We start from the raw sequence: 17,884 nt of genomic DNA, 5'->3' as shown, positions 1-17,884 counted from the left end.
CCCGCCGACGCTCCCCGCGACGAAGTTCCCATGACCAGCCTGCACCCGTTCGACGACGATCTCGAGGTCTACGAGCTGAAGCCGAGGCGCTCGCGCCTCAAGCTGGTGCTCGCCCTCGTCGGCCTCGTGCTCGGGCTGGCCGCCGTGCTGGCCGTGGTCGCCGGGTGGTGGGTGCTGCGACAGGTCGATCCGCCCGGCGACCCCGGCGCCGAGGTCGTGGTCGAGATCCCCGAGGGCTACTCGACCCAGCAGATCGCCAGCCTGCTCGAGGACCAGGGCGTGATCACCGATGCCACGGTGTTCCGCTGGTACGTGCGCTCCAAGGGCGCCGGGCCCTTCGAGGCGGGCCGGTACTCGCTGCAGGAGCGGTCCGCCATGGGCGACGTGGTGGAGGCCCTCGAGGCCGGCGGCCAGTTCGTGGGCGTCCCCGTCACCGTGCCCGAGGGCCTCACCCTCGGCCAGGCCGCGGCCCGCGTGCAGGAGGAGCTGCCCCGGCTCAGCGCCGAGCGGTTCCTGGCCGCCACCACCTCGGGCCAGGTGCGTTCGGCGTTCCAGCCCTCCGAGGTCACCAGCATGGAGGGGCTCCTCTTCCCGGACACCTACGCGGTCGACGATGGCATGGACGAGACCGCCCTCCTGCAGGTGATGGTCGACCAGCTCGACGCCCTGGCGACCGAGCTCGGCTACAGCGACGCCCAGGCTCGGGTGGGGGTGTCCCCCTACGAGGCGCTGATCGTGGCCTCGCTGATCCAGCGCGAGGCCGGCGTCCCGCAGGACGCGGCCAAGATCGCACGGGTCATCTACAACCGCCTGGAGCAGGGGATGCCCCTGCAGATCGATGCCACCGTCGTGTACGCCCTGGGCGGCACGGCCGGCTCGGGTCCCAACGGCGAGGTCACCTTCGAGGACCTCGAGGTCGACTCGCCCTACAACACCTACGAGAACGCCGGGCTGCCACCCACGCCGATCGCCCTCTCCGGCCGGGCCGCCATGGAGGCCGCGCTCGACCCGGCGCCCGGGCCGTGGCTCTTCTACGTGGTCACCCAGCCCGACGGCACCCACTCGTTCGCCGAGACGTACGACGAGCACCTCGCCAACATCCGCCTCGCCGAGCAGAACGGCGTGCGGTGACACCGGGGCGCGTCCCCGGCGCGGTGAGCCCCCACCGCGGCATCGCCGGGTCCACGCGGGTCGCGGCCGTGATCGGCGACCCCGTGCGCCACTCGCTGTCACCCACGATCCACAACGCCGCGTTCGAGTCCCTGGGCCTGGACTGGGCGTTCGTCGCCTTCGAGGTGGCCGAGCAGGAGATCTCGGGGGCGCTCCAGGGTGTGCGCTCGCTGGGCATCGATGGGCTCTCGGTCACCATGCCCCACAAGTCGGTCGTCGCCCGCATGGTCGACCGATGCTCACCCGCGGCGGAGGAGCTGGGGGCCGTGAACTGCGTCGTCCGCCGGGGCGGGCGCCTCATGGGCGAGAACACCGACGGCGAGGGCTTCCTCGACGCCCTGGTCGCCGACGCCGGCTTCGACCCGGCCGGCCGCCGGTGCGTCGTGCTCGGAGCCGGGGGCGCGGCCCGGGCCGTGATCCGCGCGCTGGGCCGGGCCGGCGCCGCCGAGGTCGTGGTCGTGAACCGCACCCAGGACCGGGGCGAGCGCGCCGCGCTGCTGGCCGGCGCCGCCGGCCGCACCGGCCCGGCCGAGGCGGCCGCCGACGCCGACCTGGTGGTGAACGCCACGCCCGTGGGCATGGGGCCGCCGCCGGTGCCCATCTCGGGTGGTCCGCCCGGGCCGGTGCTCCCGGTCGATCCGGCCCTGCTCTGCGAGGGCCAGCTGGTGGCCGACCTGGTCTACGAGCCGCTCGTGACCCCGCTGATGGACGCGGCGCGCGCCGGCGGGGCCGTGGCGGTGGGCGGCGTCGGCATGCTGATCCACCAGGCCGCGCACGCCTTTCGCCTGTGGACGGGCGAGGACCCACCGCTCGAGGTGATGTCGGCAGCCGCGCTCGCCGAGCTGGCCCGGAGGGGATGACGTCCGGGCCGTTCCTCAGGCTTCCGCAACCGCTGCCGACATGGGACAATCGAGGGGTCCCTCGACGAACCGACCACGGGAGGACAGACGTGTCCCTGCAGGGGACGCTCGACACCTTTCCACTCGACGACGTCCTGCAGCTGCTGGCCGGCACGCGCAAGACCGGCCGCCTGGAGGTGAGCGGGTCACGCGTCGCGGGCAGCATCTGGACGGTCGACGGCGCCGTGGTCGCCGCGGTCAGCACCTCCCTGCCCTCGGGCGCGCCGGTCGCCGAGGCGGTCTTCGAGATCCTGTCGTACCGGGAAGGTGCCTTCGTGTTCGAGGCCGGCGTGGCGCACCCCGGCGCCGGTCCGCCCATCGCCGTCGACGCCCTCCTCACGCAGTGGGAGGACGAGCAGCGAGCCCTGGCCCGCCCGGACGCGTGGGTGACGCTCGCCCACGAGGCGCCCGCCGCGCAGGTGGATCTCAGCGCCGACGAGTGGCGGCTGGTCGCCACGATCGGTGGGGGCATCGAGGCCGGCGCGGTGGCGGCGCGCCTCGGCGCGAGCGCCATGGAGACCGCCCGGGCCCTGCGGCGCCTGCTCGACAGCGGTCTCCTGGTTATGAGCGACGGGGCCTCCCCCCCGGTGATCGTCGACGCCCGGGACGTGGCGACCCGACCGGCCGCCGCAGCTGCTCCGGCTCCGGCTCCCGCTCCCGCGGCTCCGGCTCCCGCGGCTCCGGCTCCGGCTCCCGCGGCTCCGGCTCCCGCGGCTCCGGCTCCGGCTCCCGCGGCTCCGGCTCCCGCGGCTCCGGCTCTCGCGCCGCTGCCGGCTCAGGCGCCGCCCGCCCCGTCGCCCGAGCTCGGTGGCGATCTGGGCATCGTGATCCCGGGCTTCGACTCGCTCCTCGGCGAGGCGGCGTCCGCCGCGCCCGGGTCGGGGGCGCCGCCCCCGGAGGTCGCCGCCCCGCCCGCCGGTGCTGCCGAGCCGCGCCCCGAGCCCACGCCGTCGGTCGACGCCCCGGCCGGCGAGGCCCCGGCCGGCGAGGGTGGCGGCGAGGAGGCCCCGCCCGACCGCGAGCTCCTGCTCCGCTACCTGTCGTCGGTCAAGCGCTGAACCACCCGGGTCCTTGACAGCGCTCGTCGCGGTCGCCGCCGCGCTGGCCGGGCTGGTCGCAGGACGGGCGGTGAACGCCGTGATCGCATCGTCGCGAGGCGTTGACGGGGTGGAAGCCCACGACGTGCCCGGCGTCGTGCTGCCTCCCTGGGCCTGCGTCGTCGCGACGGCCGTGCTCTTCGCGGCCGGCGGCGCCCGGTTCGGCCCCGAGCCCGAGCTGCTGGCCTACCTGTTCCTGTTCGCGGTGCTGGTGGCGGTGTCGGCGATCGACCTTGAGCAGCACCGGATCCCCAACCGGATCGTGTTCCCGGCCCTGGCGGTCTCGGTGCCGGCGGTGGTCGTCGTCTCGATCGCGCGCGACGTGCCCGGCGCCATCCGGTGGGCCCTGGTGGGTGCGGTCGTCTACGCCGGCGTGCTGCTGGTGTTCCACCTGGTGAGCCCGGCGGGGATCGGCTTCGGCGACGTGAAGCTGGGTCTGGTGCTCGGGCTCTACCTGGGCTGGCTCGACCTGTACCTCGTCCTCGTCGGGCTGGCCCTCGGCGCCCTGGTGGGGGCGGCGGTGGGGCTGGGGATCCTGGCCGCGGTCGGGTGGCGGCAGGGCCGACGGACCGGCTTCCCGTTCGGCCCGGCCCTGGCGGCCGGCACGGTGATCGCCGTGCTGTTCTCGCAGCCGATCCTGGGGGCGGTCGGGCCGGGGTGAGCCGCCGGGACCCCTGCCGGTAGATTCTCGGGATGCTCCGCTTCCTCACCGCCGGGGAGTCGCACGGCCGGGCCCTCGTCGTCATCGTCGAGGGCCTGCCCGCCGGTCTCCCCATCAGGGCCGAGGAGATCCAGGACGAGCTCGCGCGTCGCCGCCTCGGCTACGGCCGGGGCCCCCGGATGCGCTTCGAGCGTGACGAGCTCACGCTCGTCGGCGGGGTGCGGCACGGCCGCACGCTCGGTTCGCCGGTGGCGATCGAGATCGCCAACAGCGAGTGGCCGAAGTGGCAGGAGGAGATGTCGCCGGCGCCGGGGCTCACCGAGCGACCGCTGACGCAGCCCCGGCCGGGCCACGCCGACCTGGCCGGCATGCAGAAGTACGGCTTCAGCGACGCGCGCGACGTGCTCGAGCGGGCCTCGGCCCGGGAGACGGCGGCGAGGGTCGCCGCCGGGGCCGTGGCCAAGAAGCTGCTGGCCGCCGTCGGCGTGTCGATCGTCTCGCACGTGATCCAGCTGGGCCCGGTCCGGGTCACGAGCCACCGCCGCCCGGGGCCCGACGACCTGGCGAGGGTCGACGAGTCGCCGGTGCGCTGCGCGGATCCCGTGGCCGAGGAGGCCATGGTCGCCGAGGTGAAGGCCGCCGCCAAGGACGGAGACTCCCTGGGCGGCGTGGTCGAGGTGTTGGCCTACGGCGTGCCCGTCGGCCTCGGGAGCCACGTGCACTGGGACCGGCGGCTCGACGGGCTCGTGGCGCAGGCGCTGTGCAGCATCCAGGCGGTCAAGGGGGTCGAGATCGGCGACGGCTTCGAGGTCGCCGGCCGGCGAGGCTCGGGCGCCCACGATCCCATCTCGTGGGACGAGGCCGCCGGCAGGTACCGCCGCGAGTCGTCCCTCGCCGGCGGGATCGAGGGCGGCATGTCGACGGGCGAGGTGGTCGTGGCGCGCGCCGCCATGAAGCCTCTCGCCACCCTCAACCGGCCCACCCTCAAGACCGTCGACACCGTCACCAAGGAGGAGACGGTCTCGTTCAAGGAGCGCACCGACGTCACCGCCGTGCCCGCGCTGGGCGTGGTGGCCGAGACGATGGTGGCGCTCGTCCTGGCCGACGAGGCCACCCGCAAGTTCGGCGGCGACTCGGTCGACGAGCTGGTGCGGAACCACCAGGGCTACGTGGCCGCCCTGGCCGCGGCGGCCCGCGGCTGAGCGGGTCGTCGCGCCGTGACCGGGCACCTCGTGCTCGTCGGGATGATGGGCTCGGGCAAGACGACGGTCGGTGCGCGGGTGGCCGAGCGCCTCGGGTGGCCGTTCGTCGACAGCGACGCCGACGTCGAGGCCCGCACGGGCCGGACGGTGCGCGAGATCTTCGAGGCGGAGGGGGAGGCGGCGTACCGGGTGCTCGAGTCGGAGGTGCTCGCCGCCGCCCTCGCCCGGTCCGAGCCGGCGGTGATCGCCGCCGCGGGCGGGGCGGTGCTCGACCCGGCCAACCGCGACCGCATCCGCGCCGCCGGTGTGGTGGTGTGGCTGCAGGCCGATCCCGAGGTGCTGGCGGCCCGCGTGGGTGGCGCCGACCATCGCCCGCTGCTGGCCGACGACCCGGCCGGGACGCTGGCCCGTCTGGCCGAGGCCCGCCAGCCGCTCTACGGGGCGGTCGCCGACGTGGTGGTCGGCGTGGCCGGGCGCTCGGTCGACGAGATCGTCGCCGAGGTGGCCGCGCTGGCCGTCGGCGACGGGGTGAACCGCCGATGATCGTCGTGCCGGTGGAGCTGGGCGAGCGCTCGTACGACGTGGTGGTCGGGGCGGGTGCGCGTCACCGCCTGGCCGAGGTGCTGCCGCCGTCCGTCCGCCGCGCGGCCGTCGTCACCCAGGCCGGCATCGGGGTCGAGGTCGACCCCGGCCTCGAGCACCGCACCTTCGTGATCGGCGGCGGCGAGGAGGCCAAGTCGCTGGCCACCGTCGAGGAGCTCTGCCGCGGGTTCGCCCGCTGGGGTCTCACCCGGGCCGACGTGGTGGTGGGCGTGGGCGGGGGCCTGGTCACCGACGTGGCCGGCTTCGTCGCGGCCGTCTACCACCGCGGCGTGGCCGTGGTGCACGTGCCGACCACCCTGCTGGCCCAGATCGACGCCGCCATCGGCGGCAAGACCGGCGTCAACCTGCCCGAGGGCAAGAATCTGGTCGGGGCGTTCTGGCAGCCGCGGGCGGTGCTGTGCGACACGGAGGTGCTCGCCACCCTCCCGCCTCGGGAGCTGCGCAGCGGCCGCGGCGAGCTGGCGAAGTACCACTTCCTCGGCGGGGGCGACCTCGACGCCCTCCCCGTCGACGAGCAGGTGGCCGCGTGCGTGGCGATCAAGGCCGGCGTGGTCGGTGCCGACGAGCGCGAGGGCGGCCGGCGGGCGATCCTCAACTACGGGCACACCCTGGCGCACGCCCTCGAGACCGCCGGCCGGTACGACCTGCGCCACGGCGAGGCGGTGGCGATCGGCCTGGTGGGCGCAGCCGAGCTGGGGCGCCGCCTGGGCCGGATCGACGACGCCCGGGTGGGCGAGCATCGGCGGGTGGTGGCCGCCTACGATCTGCCCTCCAGGCTCCCCGCCGGCGTCGACCCGGACGAGCTCATGGCCCTGATGCGACGGGACAAGAAGGCGGTGGAGGGGCTCACGTTCGCGCTCGACGGGCCCGACGGGATCGAGATCGTGGCCGGGGTGCCCGAGGCCGACGTCCGGGCGGTGCTGGAGGGCATGGCATGAGTCCACCGATCGTGCTGCTCCTGTCGGGGCCCAACCTGGACCTGCTGGGGCAGCGGCAGCCCGAGATCTACGGCACGGCCACCCTCGACGACCACGTGGCCACCGCGCGCGCCTCGGCCGAGGCGGCAGGGCTCCGGCTGGAGCACGTGCAGAGCAACCACGAGGGCGACCTGGTCGAGGCGATCCACGGCGCGCGCGGACGCTGCGCAGCGATCGTGGTCAACGCCGGTGCGCTCACGCACTACGCCTGGTCGATCCACGACGCCCTGGCCGCGTTCGACGGCGTCGTGGTGGAGCTGCACCTGTCGAACCCCGCCGCTCGGGAGCCCTGGCGGCACACCTCGGTCGTCGCGCCGGTCGCCGACGGCGCCGTGGTCGGCTTCGGCGGGCTGGGCTACGAGCTGGCGATCGAGGCCGTGGCCCGGCTCCTCGCGTCCGGCCGGTGACGGGGGTGAGCCCCACCGGCCTCCCGCCCATGGACGTCGCCGGTCGCCTGGCCAGGCTGCGCGAGCGCGCCGCCGACGCCGGTTGCGACGCCGTGCTCGTCACCTCGCTCCTGAACGTCCGCTGGCTCACCGGCTTCACCGGATCGGCCGGCCTGCTGCTCGTGCGGCCCGACGACGCGCTGCTCGTCACCGACGGCCGCTACGCCGAGCGGGCCGCCGCGGAGCTGGCCGAGTCGGGGGCCGAGGTCCGCCTCGTGGTCGCCCGCACGCAGGCCGCCCAGCGGGACGAGGTGGTGTCGGTGGCGTCGGGCGTGCGGCGAGTCGGCCTCGAGGCCGGCGCCGTCACGTGGGCCGAGCAGCGGTCGTTCGCCGAGACCTGGTTCCCCTCGGCCGAGCTGGTGCCCACCGAGCGGCTGGCGGAGGAGCTCCGCCTGGTGAAGGACCCGGGCGAGGTGGCACGCATCGAGGCCGCGGCGGCGATCGTCGACCGGGCGCTGGCCGCGGTGCGCCCCCTCCTCGTCGAGCGGCCCACCGAGCGGACCTTCGCCCGGGCCCTCGACGACGAGATCCTCGACCTGGGCGCCGACGGCACCTCGTTCGACACGATCGTCGCCGGGGGCCCGAACGCGTCGCAGCCCCACGCCCGCCCGGGGGACCGGCCGATCGGCCCGGGCGAGCCGGTGGTGGTCGACGTGGGAGCGCGCGTCGACGGCTACTGCTCCGACATGACCCGCACGCTGGTGGTCGGCGAGCCGACGCCGACCGTGCGCCGCCTGCTCGAGGTGGTCGACGCGGCCCGGGCCGCCGGGGTGGCCGCGGTCCGCGCCGGCGTGGCCGGTGCCGACGTCGACCGGGCGTGCCGCGAGCTGATCGCCGAGGCCGGGTGGGGCGAGCAGTTCGTGCACGGCACCGGCCACGGTGTCGGCCTCGAGATCCACGAGCACCCCCGTCTGGGCGCGACGTCGCCGGATCTCCTGGCGGCCGGCCACGTGGTCACGGTCGAGCCCGGCGTGTACCTTGCCGGAGAGGCGGGTGTGCGCATCGAGGACCTGCTCGTGGTCGATCCCGACGGTTGCCGGGTGCTCACCCGCACGCCCCACGGCGCCGTGCTGGCCTGACGGTCGGCGCTCCGACGACCAACGAGGCCCCCATGCCATCGATCACGACCAACGACCTGAAGAACGGGATGACCCTCGACCTCGACGGCACCCTGTTCACGGTCGTCGGGTTCCAGCACGTCAAGCCGGGCAAGGGCGGGGCCTTCGTGCGCACCACCCTGAAGAACGCCCGCACCGGCGCGGTGATCGACCGCACGTTCCGTGCGGGGGAGAAGGTGGAGCAGGCGATCCTCGACAAGCGCGACATGCAGTTCCTGTACCGCGAGGGCGACGACGTCGTGTTCATGGACACGACGACGTACGACCAGCTCCACGTGGCCCCGGAGGCCCTGGGGGCGGCGGCCAGCTACCTGGTCGAGGGCTCCACCGCGAACCTGCAGATGTACCAGGGCGAGGTGGTCGCCACCGAGATCGCGGCCTCGGTCGAGCTGGGGGTGGCCGAGACCGAGCCCGGCGTGCAGGGCGACCGGGTGTCCGGTGCCCGCAAGCCCGCCACCCTGGAGACCGGGCTCGTGGTGCAGGTGCCGCTGTTCGTCAACATCGGCGACCGCATCAAGGTCGACACCCGAAGCGGCGAGTACATCACCCGCGTGTGAGCGCACCGGGTGATCCCCGCCCCGCGTGGGGGCGTCGAGACGCCCGGGAGCGGGCCCTCGGGCTCCTCTACGAGGCCGAGATGAAGGGCGTGGACCCTCGCGAGGTGCTCGTCGCCCTCCCCGTGCCCGCCGATCCCTACACCGCCGACGTGGTCGCGGGGGTGGGCGAGCGCCGGGCGGAGCTGGACGCCCACCTCGCCCGGCTGGCGCGGGGGTGGACCGTCGAGCGGATGCCTGCGGTCGACCGGGCGATCCTGCGGCTGGCAGCCTTCGAGCTCCTGGGCCGGCCCGACGTGCCGACGGCGGTGGTGATCGACGAGGCGGTCGAGCTGGCCAAGCGGTTCTCGACCGACGACTCGGGCCGGTTCGTGAACGGCGTCCTGGCCCGCCTGGCCACCGAGGTCCGCGACGGCGGCGAGGGGGGCTGCTGATGGGCCTCGCCCTCCCGGAGCCGCCGCTGTCGGACGGCTCGATCGCCCTCCGGCCGTGGCGGGACGGCGACGAGAAGGCCCTGGCCGAGGCGTGGGCCGACCCCGAGATCCGCCGCTGGACCGCGGTGCCCAGCCGTCGCTCGAGGAACGTGGCGTGGCGCTGGATCCGGGGCGAAGAGGCCCGGCGGGCGTCCGGGGCGGCCCTCGACCTGGTGATCGTGCCGCAGGCCGCCGCCGGGATCCTGGGGGAGGTGGGCCTGAGCCACGTCGACCTCGTCGAGCGGTGCGCGAGGATCGGCTACTGGGTGACGGCGCCGGCCCGGCGCCACGGGGTGGCCACCCGGGCGGTTCGCCTGCTCGCCGGCTGGGCCCTCGGCCCCGGGCTGGGCCTCGACCGCCTCGAGCTGGAGGCCGACGCCCGCAACGTCGCCTCGGTGCGAGTGGCCGAGCGGTGCGGGTTCCTGCGCACGGGGGAGCGTCGGCTGCGGGCCACGCCCGCGGGCCCGGTGGAGCTCGACGTGTGGGAGCGGCAGTCCCCGGCCTGACTGCTAGCGTGCGGGTCTGACCGTGAAGCGGGTCCGGCGAGACCCGCACGGACAGGAGCCGAGCCATGGCAGAACGAGAACGCCGCCAGACGCCCCCGTTCGGGGGCGTCTTCATGTCCCGGACCCGCGTGCTCGACGCTGCCGACGTCCACCGGGCCATCCTGCGCATCGCCCACGAGATCATCGAGCGCAACCGCGGGCTGGACGGGGTCGTGCTGCTCGGTCTGCAGACCGGCGGGGTGCCGCTGGCCCGGGCCCTGGCCGACGCCATCGAGCAGATCGACGGCACCCGGGTCGAGGTGGGCACCCTCGACGTGGCCCTCCACCGCGACGACGTGGGGCTCCGCCCGGTGCTCCCGGAGGCCGAGACGGACATCCCGATGGAGCTGTCCGGGCTGATCGTCGTCCTGGTCGACGACGTGCTGTTCACGGGCCGCACGGTGCGGGCCGCCCTCGACGCGCTCACGTCCTTCGGGCGGCCCCGCGCCGTGCAGCTGGCGGTGATGGTCGATCGGGGCCACCGCGAGCTGCCGATCCGTCCGGACTACGTGGGCAAGAACCTGCCGACGCGGCGCGACGAGATGGTGAACGTCACCCTCGACGGCGTCGACCTGGGCGAGGTCCGGAAGTGACCGGTGCAGCCCCGTGCGCGGGCAGGTGAGCCACCTCCTGTCGGTCGCCGACCTCGGCCGTGACGGGCTCGACGAGCTGCTGCGGCTCACCGACCGGTTCACCGAGGTGAGCGAGCGGGCCATCCCCCGGGTGCCGGCACTGCGGGGCAAGACGGTGGTCTCCCTCTTCTACGAGGACTCCACCCGCACGCGGCTCTCGTTCGAGACCGCAGCCCGCCGGCTGTCGGCCGACGTCATGAACTTCGGGGTCGGCGCCTCGTCGGTCAGCAAGGGCGAGTCGCTGCGCGACACGGTCGAGACCATCGAGGCCCTCGGCGCCGACGCCATCGTGGTCCGCCACCGCTCGGCGGGGGTGCCGTGGCAGATCACCCGCTGGGTGGACGCGGCCGTCGTCAACGCCGGCGACGGCTGGCACGAGCACCCGACCCAGGCCATCCTCGACTGCTACGCGCTCCGCGAGCGGCGGGGCGGGCTGTCGGGTCTCCGCATCGGGATCGTGGGCGACGTGAAGCACTCGCGGGTCGCGAGGTCCGACGTGTTCGCCTTCACGAGCCTCGGCGCCGAGGTGGTGCTGGTGGCGCCGCCCACGCTCCTGCCACCCAGCCTCGAGGGCTGGCCGGTGACGGTGAGCCACGACCTGGACGCCGTCCTGCCCGGGCTCGACGTGCTGTACCTGCTGCGCATCCAGCGGGAGCGCATGACGGAGGCCCTGCTGCCGTCGCTCCGCGAGTACACGGCCCGCTACGGGCTCACGCGCCGGCGGGTGGAGCGGCTCGGGGCCGACGCCCTGGTGATGCACCCCGGCCCCATGAACCGCGGCGTCGAGATCGCGGCCGAGGTCACCGAGCTCCCCTGCTCGCTCGTGACCAGCCAGGTTCGCCACGGCGTGGCCGTGCGCATGGCCGTCCTGTACCTGCTGCTGGGCTCGGGGGTGTCGCTCACCGATGGCTGATCTGCTGCTGCGAGGAGGCCGGGTGCTCGACGCCACCGGCTCGAGGGATGCCGACGTGCTGGTCGCCGAGGGCCGGGTGGCGGCGGTGGGGCCCGGGCTCGACGCGCCCGCGGGCTCGCGGGTGCTCGACGCCGGCGGGTGCGTCGTCGCCCCGGGGCTGGTCGACCTGCACACCCACCTGCGCGAGCCTGGCCGGGAGGAGGCCGAGACCGTGGAGACGGGCTCGCGTGCCGCGGCCCTCGGCGGCTACACCGCGGTCCTGGCCATGCCCAACACCGAGCCCGCGATCGACGGCGCCGCCGTGGTGCGCGAGGTCCAGGTGCTCGGCGCCGCCGCTCTGTGCCACGTGGCGGTGTCGGCCGCGATCACCGTCGGGCGGGCGGGTGAGCGGCTCACCCCCATGGCCGAGCTGGCGGCCCTGGGGGTGCGGTGGTTCACCGACGACGGCACCGGCGTGCAGGACGCCCGGCTCATGCGGCGGGCGTTCGAGTACGCGTCGGGGCTCGGCGTCGTCCTGGCCCAGCACTGCGAGGACGCGGCGCTGGCCGGCGGGGGCCACATGCACGAGGGCGAGGTGTCGAGCCGGCTCGGCGTGCCGGGGCAGCCGGCCGAGGCCGAGGAGCTGATGGTGGCGCGTGACATCGCCCTCGCCCGGCTGACGGGAGGCCGGATCCACTTCCAGCACCTGTCCACCGCCGGGTCGGTGGCGATGGTGCGGGCGGCGCGGTCGGGTGGCCTGGCCGTGACCTGCGAGGCGACCCCGCACCACCTGTGCCTCACCGACGGCTGCCTCGTCGGCTTCGACCCGGTCTTCAAGGTGAACCCGCCCCTGCGCACCGCCACCGACACCGCCGCGGTGCGGGCCGGGCTGGCCGACGGCACCATCGACGCCATCGCCACCGACCACGCCCCACACACCCAGGAGGCGAAGGAGCAGCCGCTCGACCAGGCCCCGCCCGGGATGATCGGGCTGGAGACGGCGCTGGCCGTGGCCGTCACCGAGGCCGGGCTCCGGATCGAGCGTCTCCTTGCCCTTCTCTCCTGGCAGCCGGCCCGCCTGGCCGGCTTGAGCCGCCACGGTGGCCCGATCGAGCCGGGGCGGCCCGCGAACCTCTGCGTCGTCGACCCGGCCGCGACGTGGGTCGTCGAGCCCGCCCGCTCGGCCAGCCGGAGCCGCAACACGCCCTTCGCCGGCCGCCGCCTCACCGGCCGCGTCCGGCACACGGTGTTCGAGGGCGAGGCCGTCGTGGTCGACGGGGAGGCCCGGCGGTGAGCCGGGTGCGCGACGCCCTGCTCGTGCTGGCCGACGGCGCCACCTTCGAGGGCGAGGCCGTCGGCGCCGAGGGCCCGACCAGCGGCGAGGTCGTCTTCAACACGGTCCTGTCCGGCTACCAGGAGGTGATCACCGACCCCTCCTACGCCGGGCAGATCATCACGTTCACCTACCCGCACATCGGTAACTACGGCGTGACGCCTGACGACGACGAGAGCCGGCGGGTCTTCTGCCGGGGCGTGGTCGTGCGCGAGCTGGCGCGCCGGCAGAGCAGCTGGCGGGCGACGGGAGACCTCGACACCGCCCTCAGGGCCTGGGGCGTGCCCGGCATCGCCGGGGTCGACACGCGGCGGCTGACCCGTCACATCCGCGAGGCCGGGGCCATGCCCGCCGCGTTCGGCCCGCTGGGCGAGGGCGGCACCGATCCGGAGAGCCTGCTCGCCGCGGCTCGCGCCGAGCCCGGCACCGACGGCGTCGACCTCGTGGCCACGGTGACGTGCGACGCGCCGTACACGGTGGGGGACGGTCCGTGGCGGGTGGTCGCCTACGACTTCGGCATCAAGACCACCATCCTCCGCCACCTGGCCGAGATCGCCACCGTCGAGGTCGTGCCGGCCTCCACCCCGGCCGCAGACGTGCTGGCCCGTCGCCCGCACGGGGTCTTCCTGTCGAACGGGCCGGGCGACCCGGCCGCGGTGGTCGGCGCGGTGGACCACATCGGCGGCCTGCTCGGCGAGGTGCCGGTGTTCGGCATCTGCCTCGGCCACCAGCTGCTGGCGACCGCGCTCGGCGGGAGCACCTACAAGCTCACGTTCGGGCACCACGGGGGCAACCACCCGGTGCGCCGGCTCGCCACCGGCAGGGTGGAGATCACCAGCCAGAACCACAACTACGCGGTGGCGGAGGGCTCGCTCACCGACGCCGACGTCACCCACGTCAACCTGAACGACGGGGTCATCGAGGGCATCCGGTGCCGGGAGCTCCCCGCCTTCGGCGTGCAGTACCACCCCGAGGCGGGTCCCGGCCCGCACGACGCCCGCTACCTGTTCGAGGAGTTCCGCCTGCTCATGGAATCGTTCGGGACGCGCTGACGGTGCCCAAGCGGACCGATCTCCAGACGATCCTGATCATCGGCTCCGGGCCGATCGTGATCGGCCAGGCCTGCGAGTTCGACTACTCCGGCACCCAGGCCTGCCGGGTGCTGCGGTCGGAGGGCTACCGGGTCGTGCTGGCCAACTCCAATCCGGCCACGATCATGACCGACCCCGACTTCGCCGATCGCACCTACGTCGAGCCCCTCGACGTCGACGTCCTGGCCCGCATCGTGGAGCGGGAGCGGCCCGACGCCGTGCTCCCGACCCTGGGGGGCCAGACCGCCCTGAACCTCGCCATGGCGCTGGTGGAGCGGGGCGTGCTCGACGACCTCGGGGTCGAGCTCATCGGGGCCAAGGCCGAGGCCATCGCCACCGCCGAGGATCGGGAGCGGTTCAAGGAGGCCATGGTCGAGATCGGCCTCGGGCTGCCCGAGTCGGGCTTCGCCCACGACCTCGACGAGGCCATGGACGTCGTCGACCGCATCGCCCTGCCGGTGATCGTGCGGCCGAGCTACATCCTGGGTGGCCGGGGCACCGGGATCGCCAGCACCCTCGACGAGTTCCGCCGGATCGCCTCGGCCGGCCTCGACGCCAGCCCGATCACCGAGATCCTGATCGAGCGCTCCATCGCCGGGTGGAAGGAGTACGAGCTCGAGGTGATGCGCGACCGGGCCGACAACTGTGTGGTCGTGTGCTCGATCGAGAACTTCGACCCCATGGGCGTCCACACCGGCGACTCGATCACCGTCGCCCCTGCCCAGACCCTCTCCGACGTCGAGTACCAGGTGATGCGCGACGCCGCCTTCGCGTGCATCCGCCGAGTCGGCGTGGAGACGGGGGGCTCGAACATCCAGTTCGCGGTCGACCCGGCGACCGGCGAGCAGGTCGTCATCGAGATGAACCCGAGGGTGAGCCGCTCGTCGGCGCTGGCCTCGAAGGCCACCGGCTTCCCGATCGCCAAGATCGCGGCGCGCCTGGCGGTCGGCTACACCCTCGACGAGATCCCGAACGACATCACCCGCAAGACCCCGGCCAGCTTCGAGCCGACGATCGACTACGTGGTCACCAAGGTGCCCCGGTGGGCCTTCGAGAAGCTCCCCGGCTCGAGCGGGGTGCTGGGCACGCAGATGCAATCGGTGGGCGAGGCCATGGCCATCGGCCGCACCTTCACCGAATCGTTCCAGAAGGGGATGCGCTCGCTCGAGACCGGCCGCCTCGGTCTCGGCTGCGACCCGGCCGAGCGGCTGCTCGACACCCTCGACGACGGCGAGCTGCTGGCGCAGGCCGCGGTGGCCACGCCCGACCGGGCCTTCCAGCTGGAGGCCCTCCTGCGGCGAGGGCTGTCGGTCGAGCAGGTCCACGAGGCGACGAAGGTCGACCCGTGGTTCCTCGACCAGATCTCCATGATCGTCGACGAGCGCCACCACCTGGCCGAGGTCGGCATCGCCGACATGACCCGTGGCGACTGGCGGCGAGCCAAGCGGCTGGGCTTCTCGGACGGCCAGCTGGCGTACCTGTGGGGCGTCGACGAGCTCGAGGTGCGCCGGAGCCGGGTGGCCGCCGGGGTGCGGGCCGTGTTCAAGACCGTCGACACCTGCGGCGCCGAGTTCGAGGCGGCCACCCCGTACCACTACTCCACCTACGAGGACGAGGACGAGGTCCGGCCCAGCGAGGGCTCCAAGGTGGTGATCCTCGGGAGCGGCCCCAACCGCATCGGGCAGGGCATCGAGTTCGACTACTGCTGTGTGCACGCCAGCTTCGCCCTGCGCGACGCCGGCTACGAGACGGTGATGATCAACTGCAACCCGGAGACGGTGTCGACCGACTACGACACCAGCGACCGGCTCTACTTCGAGCCGCTCACGCGCGAGGACGTCCTGAACGTGCTCGAGGCCGAGCAGCCGGTGGGCGTGGTGGTGTCGCTCGGCGGTCAGACGCCCCTCAAGCTGGCCTCGCTGCTCCCGCCGGAGCTGATCGTCGGGACCAGCCCCGAGAGCATCGACCGGGCCGAGGACCGGGAGCGGTGGAACGCGCTGTGCGCCCACCTGGAGATCCCGCAGCCGCCCGGGGGCACGGCCGCCGACATCGAGGAGGCGCTCGCGGTCGTCGACCGGGTGGGCTACCCGGTGCTGGTGCGCCCCTCCTACGTGCTCGGGGGCCGGGCCATGGAGATCGTCTACGACGAGATGAGCCTCCGGCGCGCCATGGAGGAGCTGACCCACGCCGGGAGCCTCGGCCGCGAGGGGGGGCTCTCGGCCGAGCGGCCCGTGCTGATCGACCGCTTCCTGGAGGACGCCGTCGAGGTCGACGTCGACGCCATCCGGGACGCCACCGGGGAGGTCCTCATCGGTGGCGTGATGGAGCACGTGGAGGAGGCCGGGGTGCACTCGGGCGACTCCGCCTGCGTGCTGCCGCCGCCCAGCCTGGCCCCCGAGGTGGTCGAGGTGATCGAGGGCTACACCAGGGCCATCGCGGGCGCCCTCGACGTGCGGGGCCTGATCAACGTGCAGTACGCGGTCAAGCAGGGCCAGGTGTTCGTGATCGAGGCGAACCCCCGTGCCAGCCGCACCGTCCCCTTCGTGGCCAAGGCGACCGGCGTGCCCCTGGCCAAGGTCGCGTCGCGCGTGATGCTCGGCGCCACGCTGGCGGGCCTGCGCGACGAGGGGCTCCTGCGCCCGCCGGTCGCCGGCGACCACGTGTCGGTGAAGGAGGCGGTGCTGCCCTTCAGCCGCTTCCCCGACGTCGACACCGTCCTCGGGCCGGAGATGCGCTCCACCGGGGAGGTGATGGGCATCGACCTCACCGTCGGGCTCGCCTTCGCCAAGAGCCAGATCGCCGCAGGCAACCGTCTGCCCGAATCGGGCACCGTGTTCCTCTCGCTGGCCGACCGCGACAAGGAGGCCGCCCTGCAGGCCGCCCGCGGGTTCCGCGACCTCGGCTTCGAGATCGTCGCCACCGCGGGCACGGCTGCGCACCTCGAGGCCAACGCCGTCCCCGTCGCCCAGGTCGTGGCCAAGCTCGGTGAGGGCGCACCGGATGCCGTCGCGCTCATCGCCGGCGGGCAGGTCGACCTGGTCGTGAACACGCCCCGCGGCCGGGGCTCGAGGGCCGACGGCGGCTACATCCGGATGACCGCCAACATCCACAAGGTGCCGTGCCTCACGACGGTCGCGGCGGCGGCCGCGGCCGTGAACGGCATGGCCGACTGGGCTCGTCACGAGCTCCGGGTCCGGAGCCTCCAGGAGTACCACCAGGGGGTGCAGGGCGATCAGCTGGCTCTCCCGCTCTGAGCACCGCGGCCCCCGGCCGCCCGCAGACCTCACCGCCCGGGTGGGCTCGGTGGTGCTGCCCAACCCGGTGATGACCGCCTCCGGGACGGCGGGCCACGGCGCCGAGCTCGGCGCCTACGTCGATCTGGCCTCGCTCGGCGCGGTGGTGGTGAAGTCGCTGGCCCCCTACCCGTGGCCGGGGAACCCCGCCCCGCGGGTCCACGAGACCAGCGCCGGCATGCTCAACAGCGTCGGGCTGCAGGGTCCCGGCGTCGGCGCCTGGATGGAGCACGAGCTGCCGGCCCTGTCGGCCTCGGGGGCGCGCATCGTCGTGAGCATCTGGGGTCGCACCGTGGCCGACTTCGCCGCCGCGGCCACCATGCTCGCGGCGGCGCCGCCGGAGGTGGTCGCGGTGGAGGTCAACGTGAGCTGCCCGAACCTCGAGGACCGCTCGCGGATGTTCGCTCACGCACCGGCCACCACGTTCGAGGCCGTCGCCGCGGCGGCCGCGTGCGGACGGCCCCGATGGGCCAAGCTGAGCCCGAACGTGGCCGACCTGGTCGAGATCGCCGCCTCTGCCCGCGACGCCGGAGCGGAGGCGGTCACCCTGGTGAACACCGTGCTCGGGATGGCGATCGACCCGGAGAGCCGCCGCCCCCGGCTGGGTGCCGGGCGGGGCGGGCTGTCGGGCCCCGCGATGCGCCCGGTGGCAGTCCGCGCGATCTACGACGTGCACGCCGCGCTGCCCGAGCTGCCCATCGTCGGCGTCGGGGGGATCGCGGCGGGCGAGCATGCGGTGGAGCTCCTCCTGGCGGGCGCGTCGGCGGTGCAGGTGGGGACGGCCAGCTTCGCCGATCCCCGGGCTCCCGCCCTCGTGCTCGCCGGGCTGGAACACTGGTGCCGACGCCACGGCGTGCGGCACCTCGACGAGCTGGTCGGCGGGGCCCACGGCTGAGCG

At 74.5% G+C, this 17,884-nt stretch carries 18 protein-coding genes; all 18 read left to right on the top strand.

Annotated elements, in window-relative coordinates; translation table 11 throughout:
• Window positions 1–30: 30 nt before the first annotated feature.
• The 18 genes from mltG (at window position 31) to IPM45_02120 (ending at window position 17,881) form a co-directional block, all read left to right on the top strand.
• Window positions 31–1,131, top strand: a complete 1,101-nt coding sequence (gene mltG, locus IPM45_02205; protein MBK9178381.1) for an endolytic transglycosylase MltG — start codon at window positions 31–33, stop codon at window positions 1,129–1,131.
• Window positions 1,132–1,154: 23 nt separating this feature from the next.
• Window positions 1,155–2,030, top strand: coding sequence for a shikimate dehydrogenase (locus IPM45_02200; protein ID MBK9178380.1), 876 nt, complete (start codon window positions 1,155–1,157; stop codon window positions 2,028–2,030).
• Between the two features lie 89 nt (window positions 2,031–2,119).
• Window positions 2,120–3,127, top strand: a complete 1,008-nt coding sequence (locus IPM45_02195) for a DUF4388 domain-containing protein (GenBank protein ID MBK9178379.1) — start codon at window positions 2,120–2,122, stop codon at window positions 3,125–3,127.
• A 13-nt stretch (window positions 3,128–3,140) separates the two neighbouring features.
• On the top strand, window positions 3,141–3,827 hold the full coding sequence (locus IPM45_02190; protein ID MBK9178378.1) for a prepilin peptidase: 687 nt from the start codon (window positions 3,141–3,143) through the stop codon (window positions 3,825–3,827).
• A gap of 32 nt (window positions 3,828–3,859) precedes the next feature.
• Window positions 3,860–5,029, top strand: coding sequence for a chorismate synthase (aroC, locus tag IPM45_02185; protein ID MBK9178377.1), 1,170 nt, complete (start codon window positions 3,860–3,862; stop codon window positions 5,027–5,029).
• Between the two features lie 42 nt (window positions 5,030–5,071).
• Window positions 5,072–5,572, top strand: a complete 501-nt coding sequence (locus IPM45_02180; protein MBK9178376.1) for a shikimate kinase — start codon at window positions 5,072–5,074, stop codon at window positions 5,570–5,572.
• Window positions 5,569–6,570 (top strand): 3-dehydroquinate synthase, encoded by a 1,002-nt coding sequence (locus tag IPM45_02175; protein ID MBK9178375.1) that lies wholly within the window; start codon window positions 5,569–5,571, stop codon window positions 6,568–6,570. The genes IPM45_02180 and IPM45_02175 overlap by 4 nt, the downstream gene beginning before the upstream one ends.
• Entirely contained in the window at window positions 6,567–7,016 is a 450-nt protein-coding gene (locus IPM45_02170; protein MBK9178374.1) for a 3-dehydroquinate dehydratase, read from the top strand. Before IPM45_02175 ends, IPM45_02170 begins: the two co-directional genes overlap by 4 nt.
• A gap of 29 nt (window positions 7,017–7,045) precedes the next feature.
• A complete protein-coding gene (locus IPM45_02165; GenBank protein ID MBK9178373.1) occupies window positions 7,046–8,134 on the top strand; it encodes an aminopeptidase P family protein in 1,089 nt (362 codons plus the stop codon).
• A gap of 32 nt (window positions 8,135–8,166) precedes the next feature.
• Window positions 8,167–8,730 carry an elongation factor P gene (gene efp, locus IPM45_02160; GenBank protein ID MBK9178372.1) on the top strand — a complete coding sequence of 188 codons (564 nt, stop codon included), beginning with the start codon at window positions 8,167–8,169 and terminating at the stop codon, window positions 8,728–8,730.
• Window positions 8,727–9,161, top strand: coding sequence for a transcription antitermination factor NusB (gene nusB / locus IPM45_02155; protein ID MBK9178371.1), 435 nt, complete (start codon window positions 8,727–8,729; stop codon window positions 9,159–9,161). The genes efp and nusB overlap by 4 nt, the downstream gene beginning before the upstream one ends.
• Window positions 9,161–9,706 carry a GNAT family N-acetyltransferase gene (locus tag IPM45_02150; GenBank protein MBK9178370.1) on the top strand — a complete coding sequence of 182 codons (546 nt, stop codon included), beginning with the start codon at window positions 9,161–9,163 and terminating at the stop codon, window positions 9,704–9,706. The genes nusB and IPM45_02150 overlap by 1 nt, the downstream gene beginning before the upstream one ends.
• Window positions 9,707–9,819: 113 nt before the next feature.
• Window positions 9,820–10,338 carry a bifunctional pyr operon transcriptional regulator/uracil phosphoribosyltransferase PyrR gene (gene pyrR, locus IPM45_02145; GenBank protein ID MBK9178369.1) on the top strand — a complete coding sequence of 173 codons (519 nt, stop codon included), beginning with the start codon at window positions 9,820–9,822 and terminating at the stop codon, window positions 10,336–10,338.
• 25 nt (window positions 10,339–10,363) lie between these two features.
• Entirely contained in the window at window positions 10,364–11,290 is a 927-nt protein-coding gene (locus IPM45_02140) for an aspartate carbamoyltransferase catalytic subunit (GenBank protein ID MBK9178368.1), read from the top strand.
• A complete protein-coding gene (locus IPM45_02135; protein ID MBK9178367.1) occupies window positions 11,283–12,563 on the top strand; it encodes a dihydroorotase in 1,281 nt (426 codons plus the stop codon). The genes IPM45_02140 and IPM45_02135 overlap by 8 nt, the downstream gene beginning before the upstream one ends.
• A gap of 5 nt (window positions 12,564–12,568) precedes the next feature.
• On the top strand, window positions 12,569–13,654 hold the full coding sequence (gene carA / locus IPM45_02130; GenBank protein MBK9178366.1) for a glutamine-hydrolyzing carbamoyl-phosphate synthase small subunit: 1,086 nt from the start codon (window positions 12,569–12,571) through the stop codon (window positions 13,652–13,654).
• Window positions 13,655–13,656: 2 nt separating this feature from the next.
• Window positions 13,657–16,947: a carbamoyl-phosphate synthase large subunit gene (gene carB, locus IPM45_02125; protein MBK9178365.1), complete on the top strand. Its 3,291-nt coding sequence runs from the start codon at window positions 13,657–13,659 to the stop codon at window positions 16,945–16,947.
• A gap of 70 nt (window positions 16,948–17,017) precedes the next feature.
• Window positions 17,018–17,881 carry a dihydroorotate dehydrogenase gene (locus tag IPM45_02120; protein ID MBK9178364.1) on the top strand — a complete coding sequence of 288 codons (864 nt, stop codon included), beginning with the start codon at window positions 17,018–17,020 and terminating at the stop codon, window positions 17,879–17,881.
• Window positions 17,882–17,884 lie beyond the last annotated feature (3 nt).

It is taken from the genome of Acidimicrobiales bacterium (assembly GCA_016716005.1).
Taxonomy (GTDB): Bacteria; Actinomycetota; Acidimicrobiia; order Acidimicrobiales; family JADJXE01; genus JADJXE01.
The sequence above is the reverse complement of the archived record's forward strand: the minus strand, read 5'-3'. Positions and strand labels throughout refer to the sequence as shown.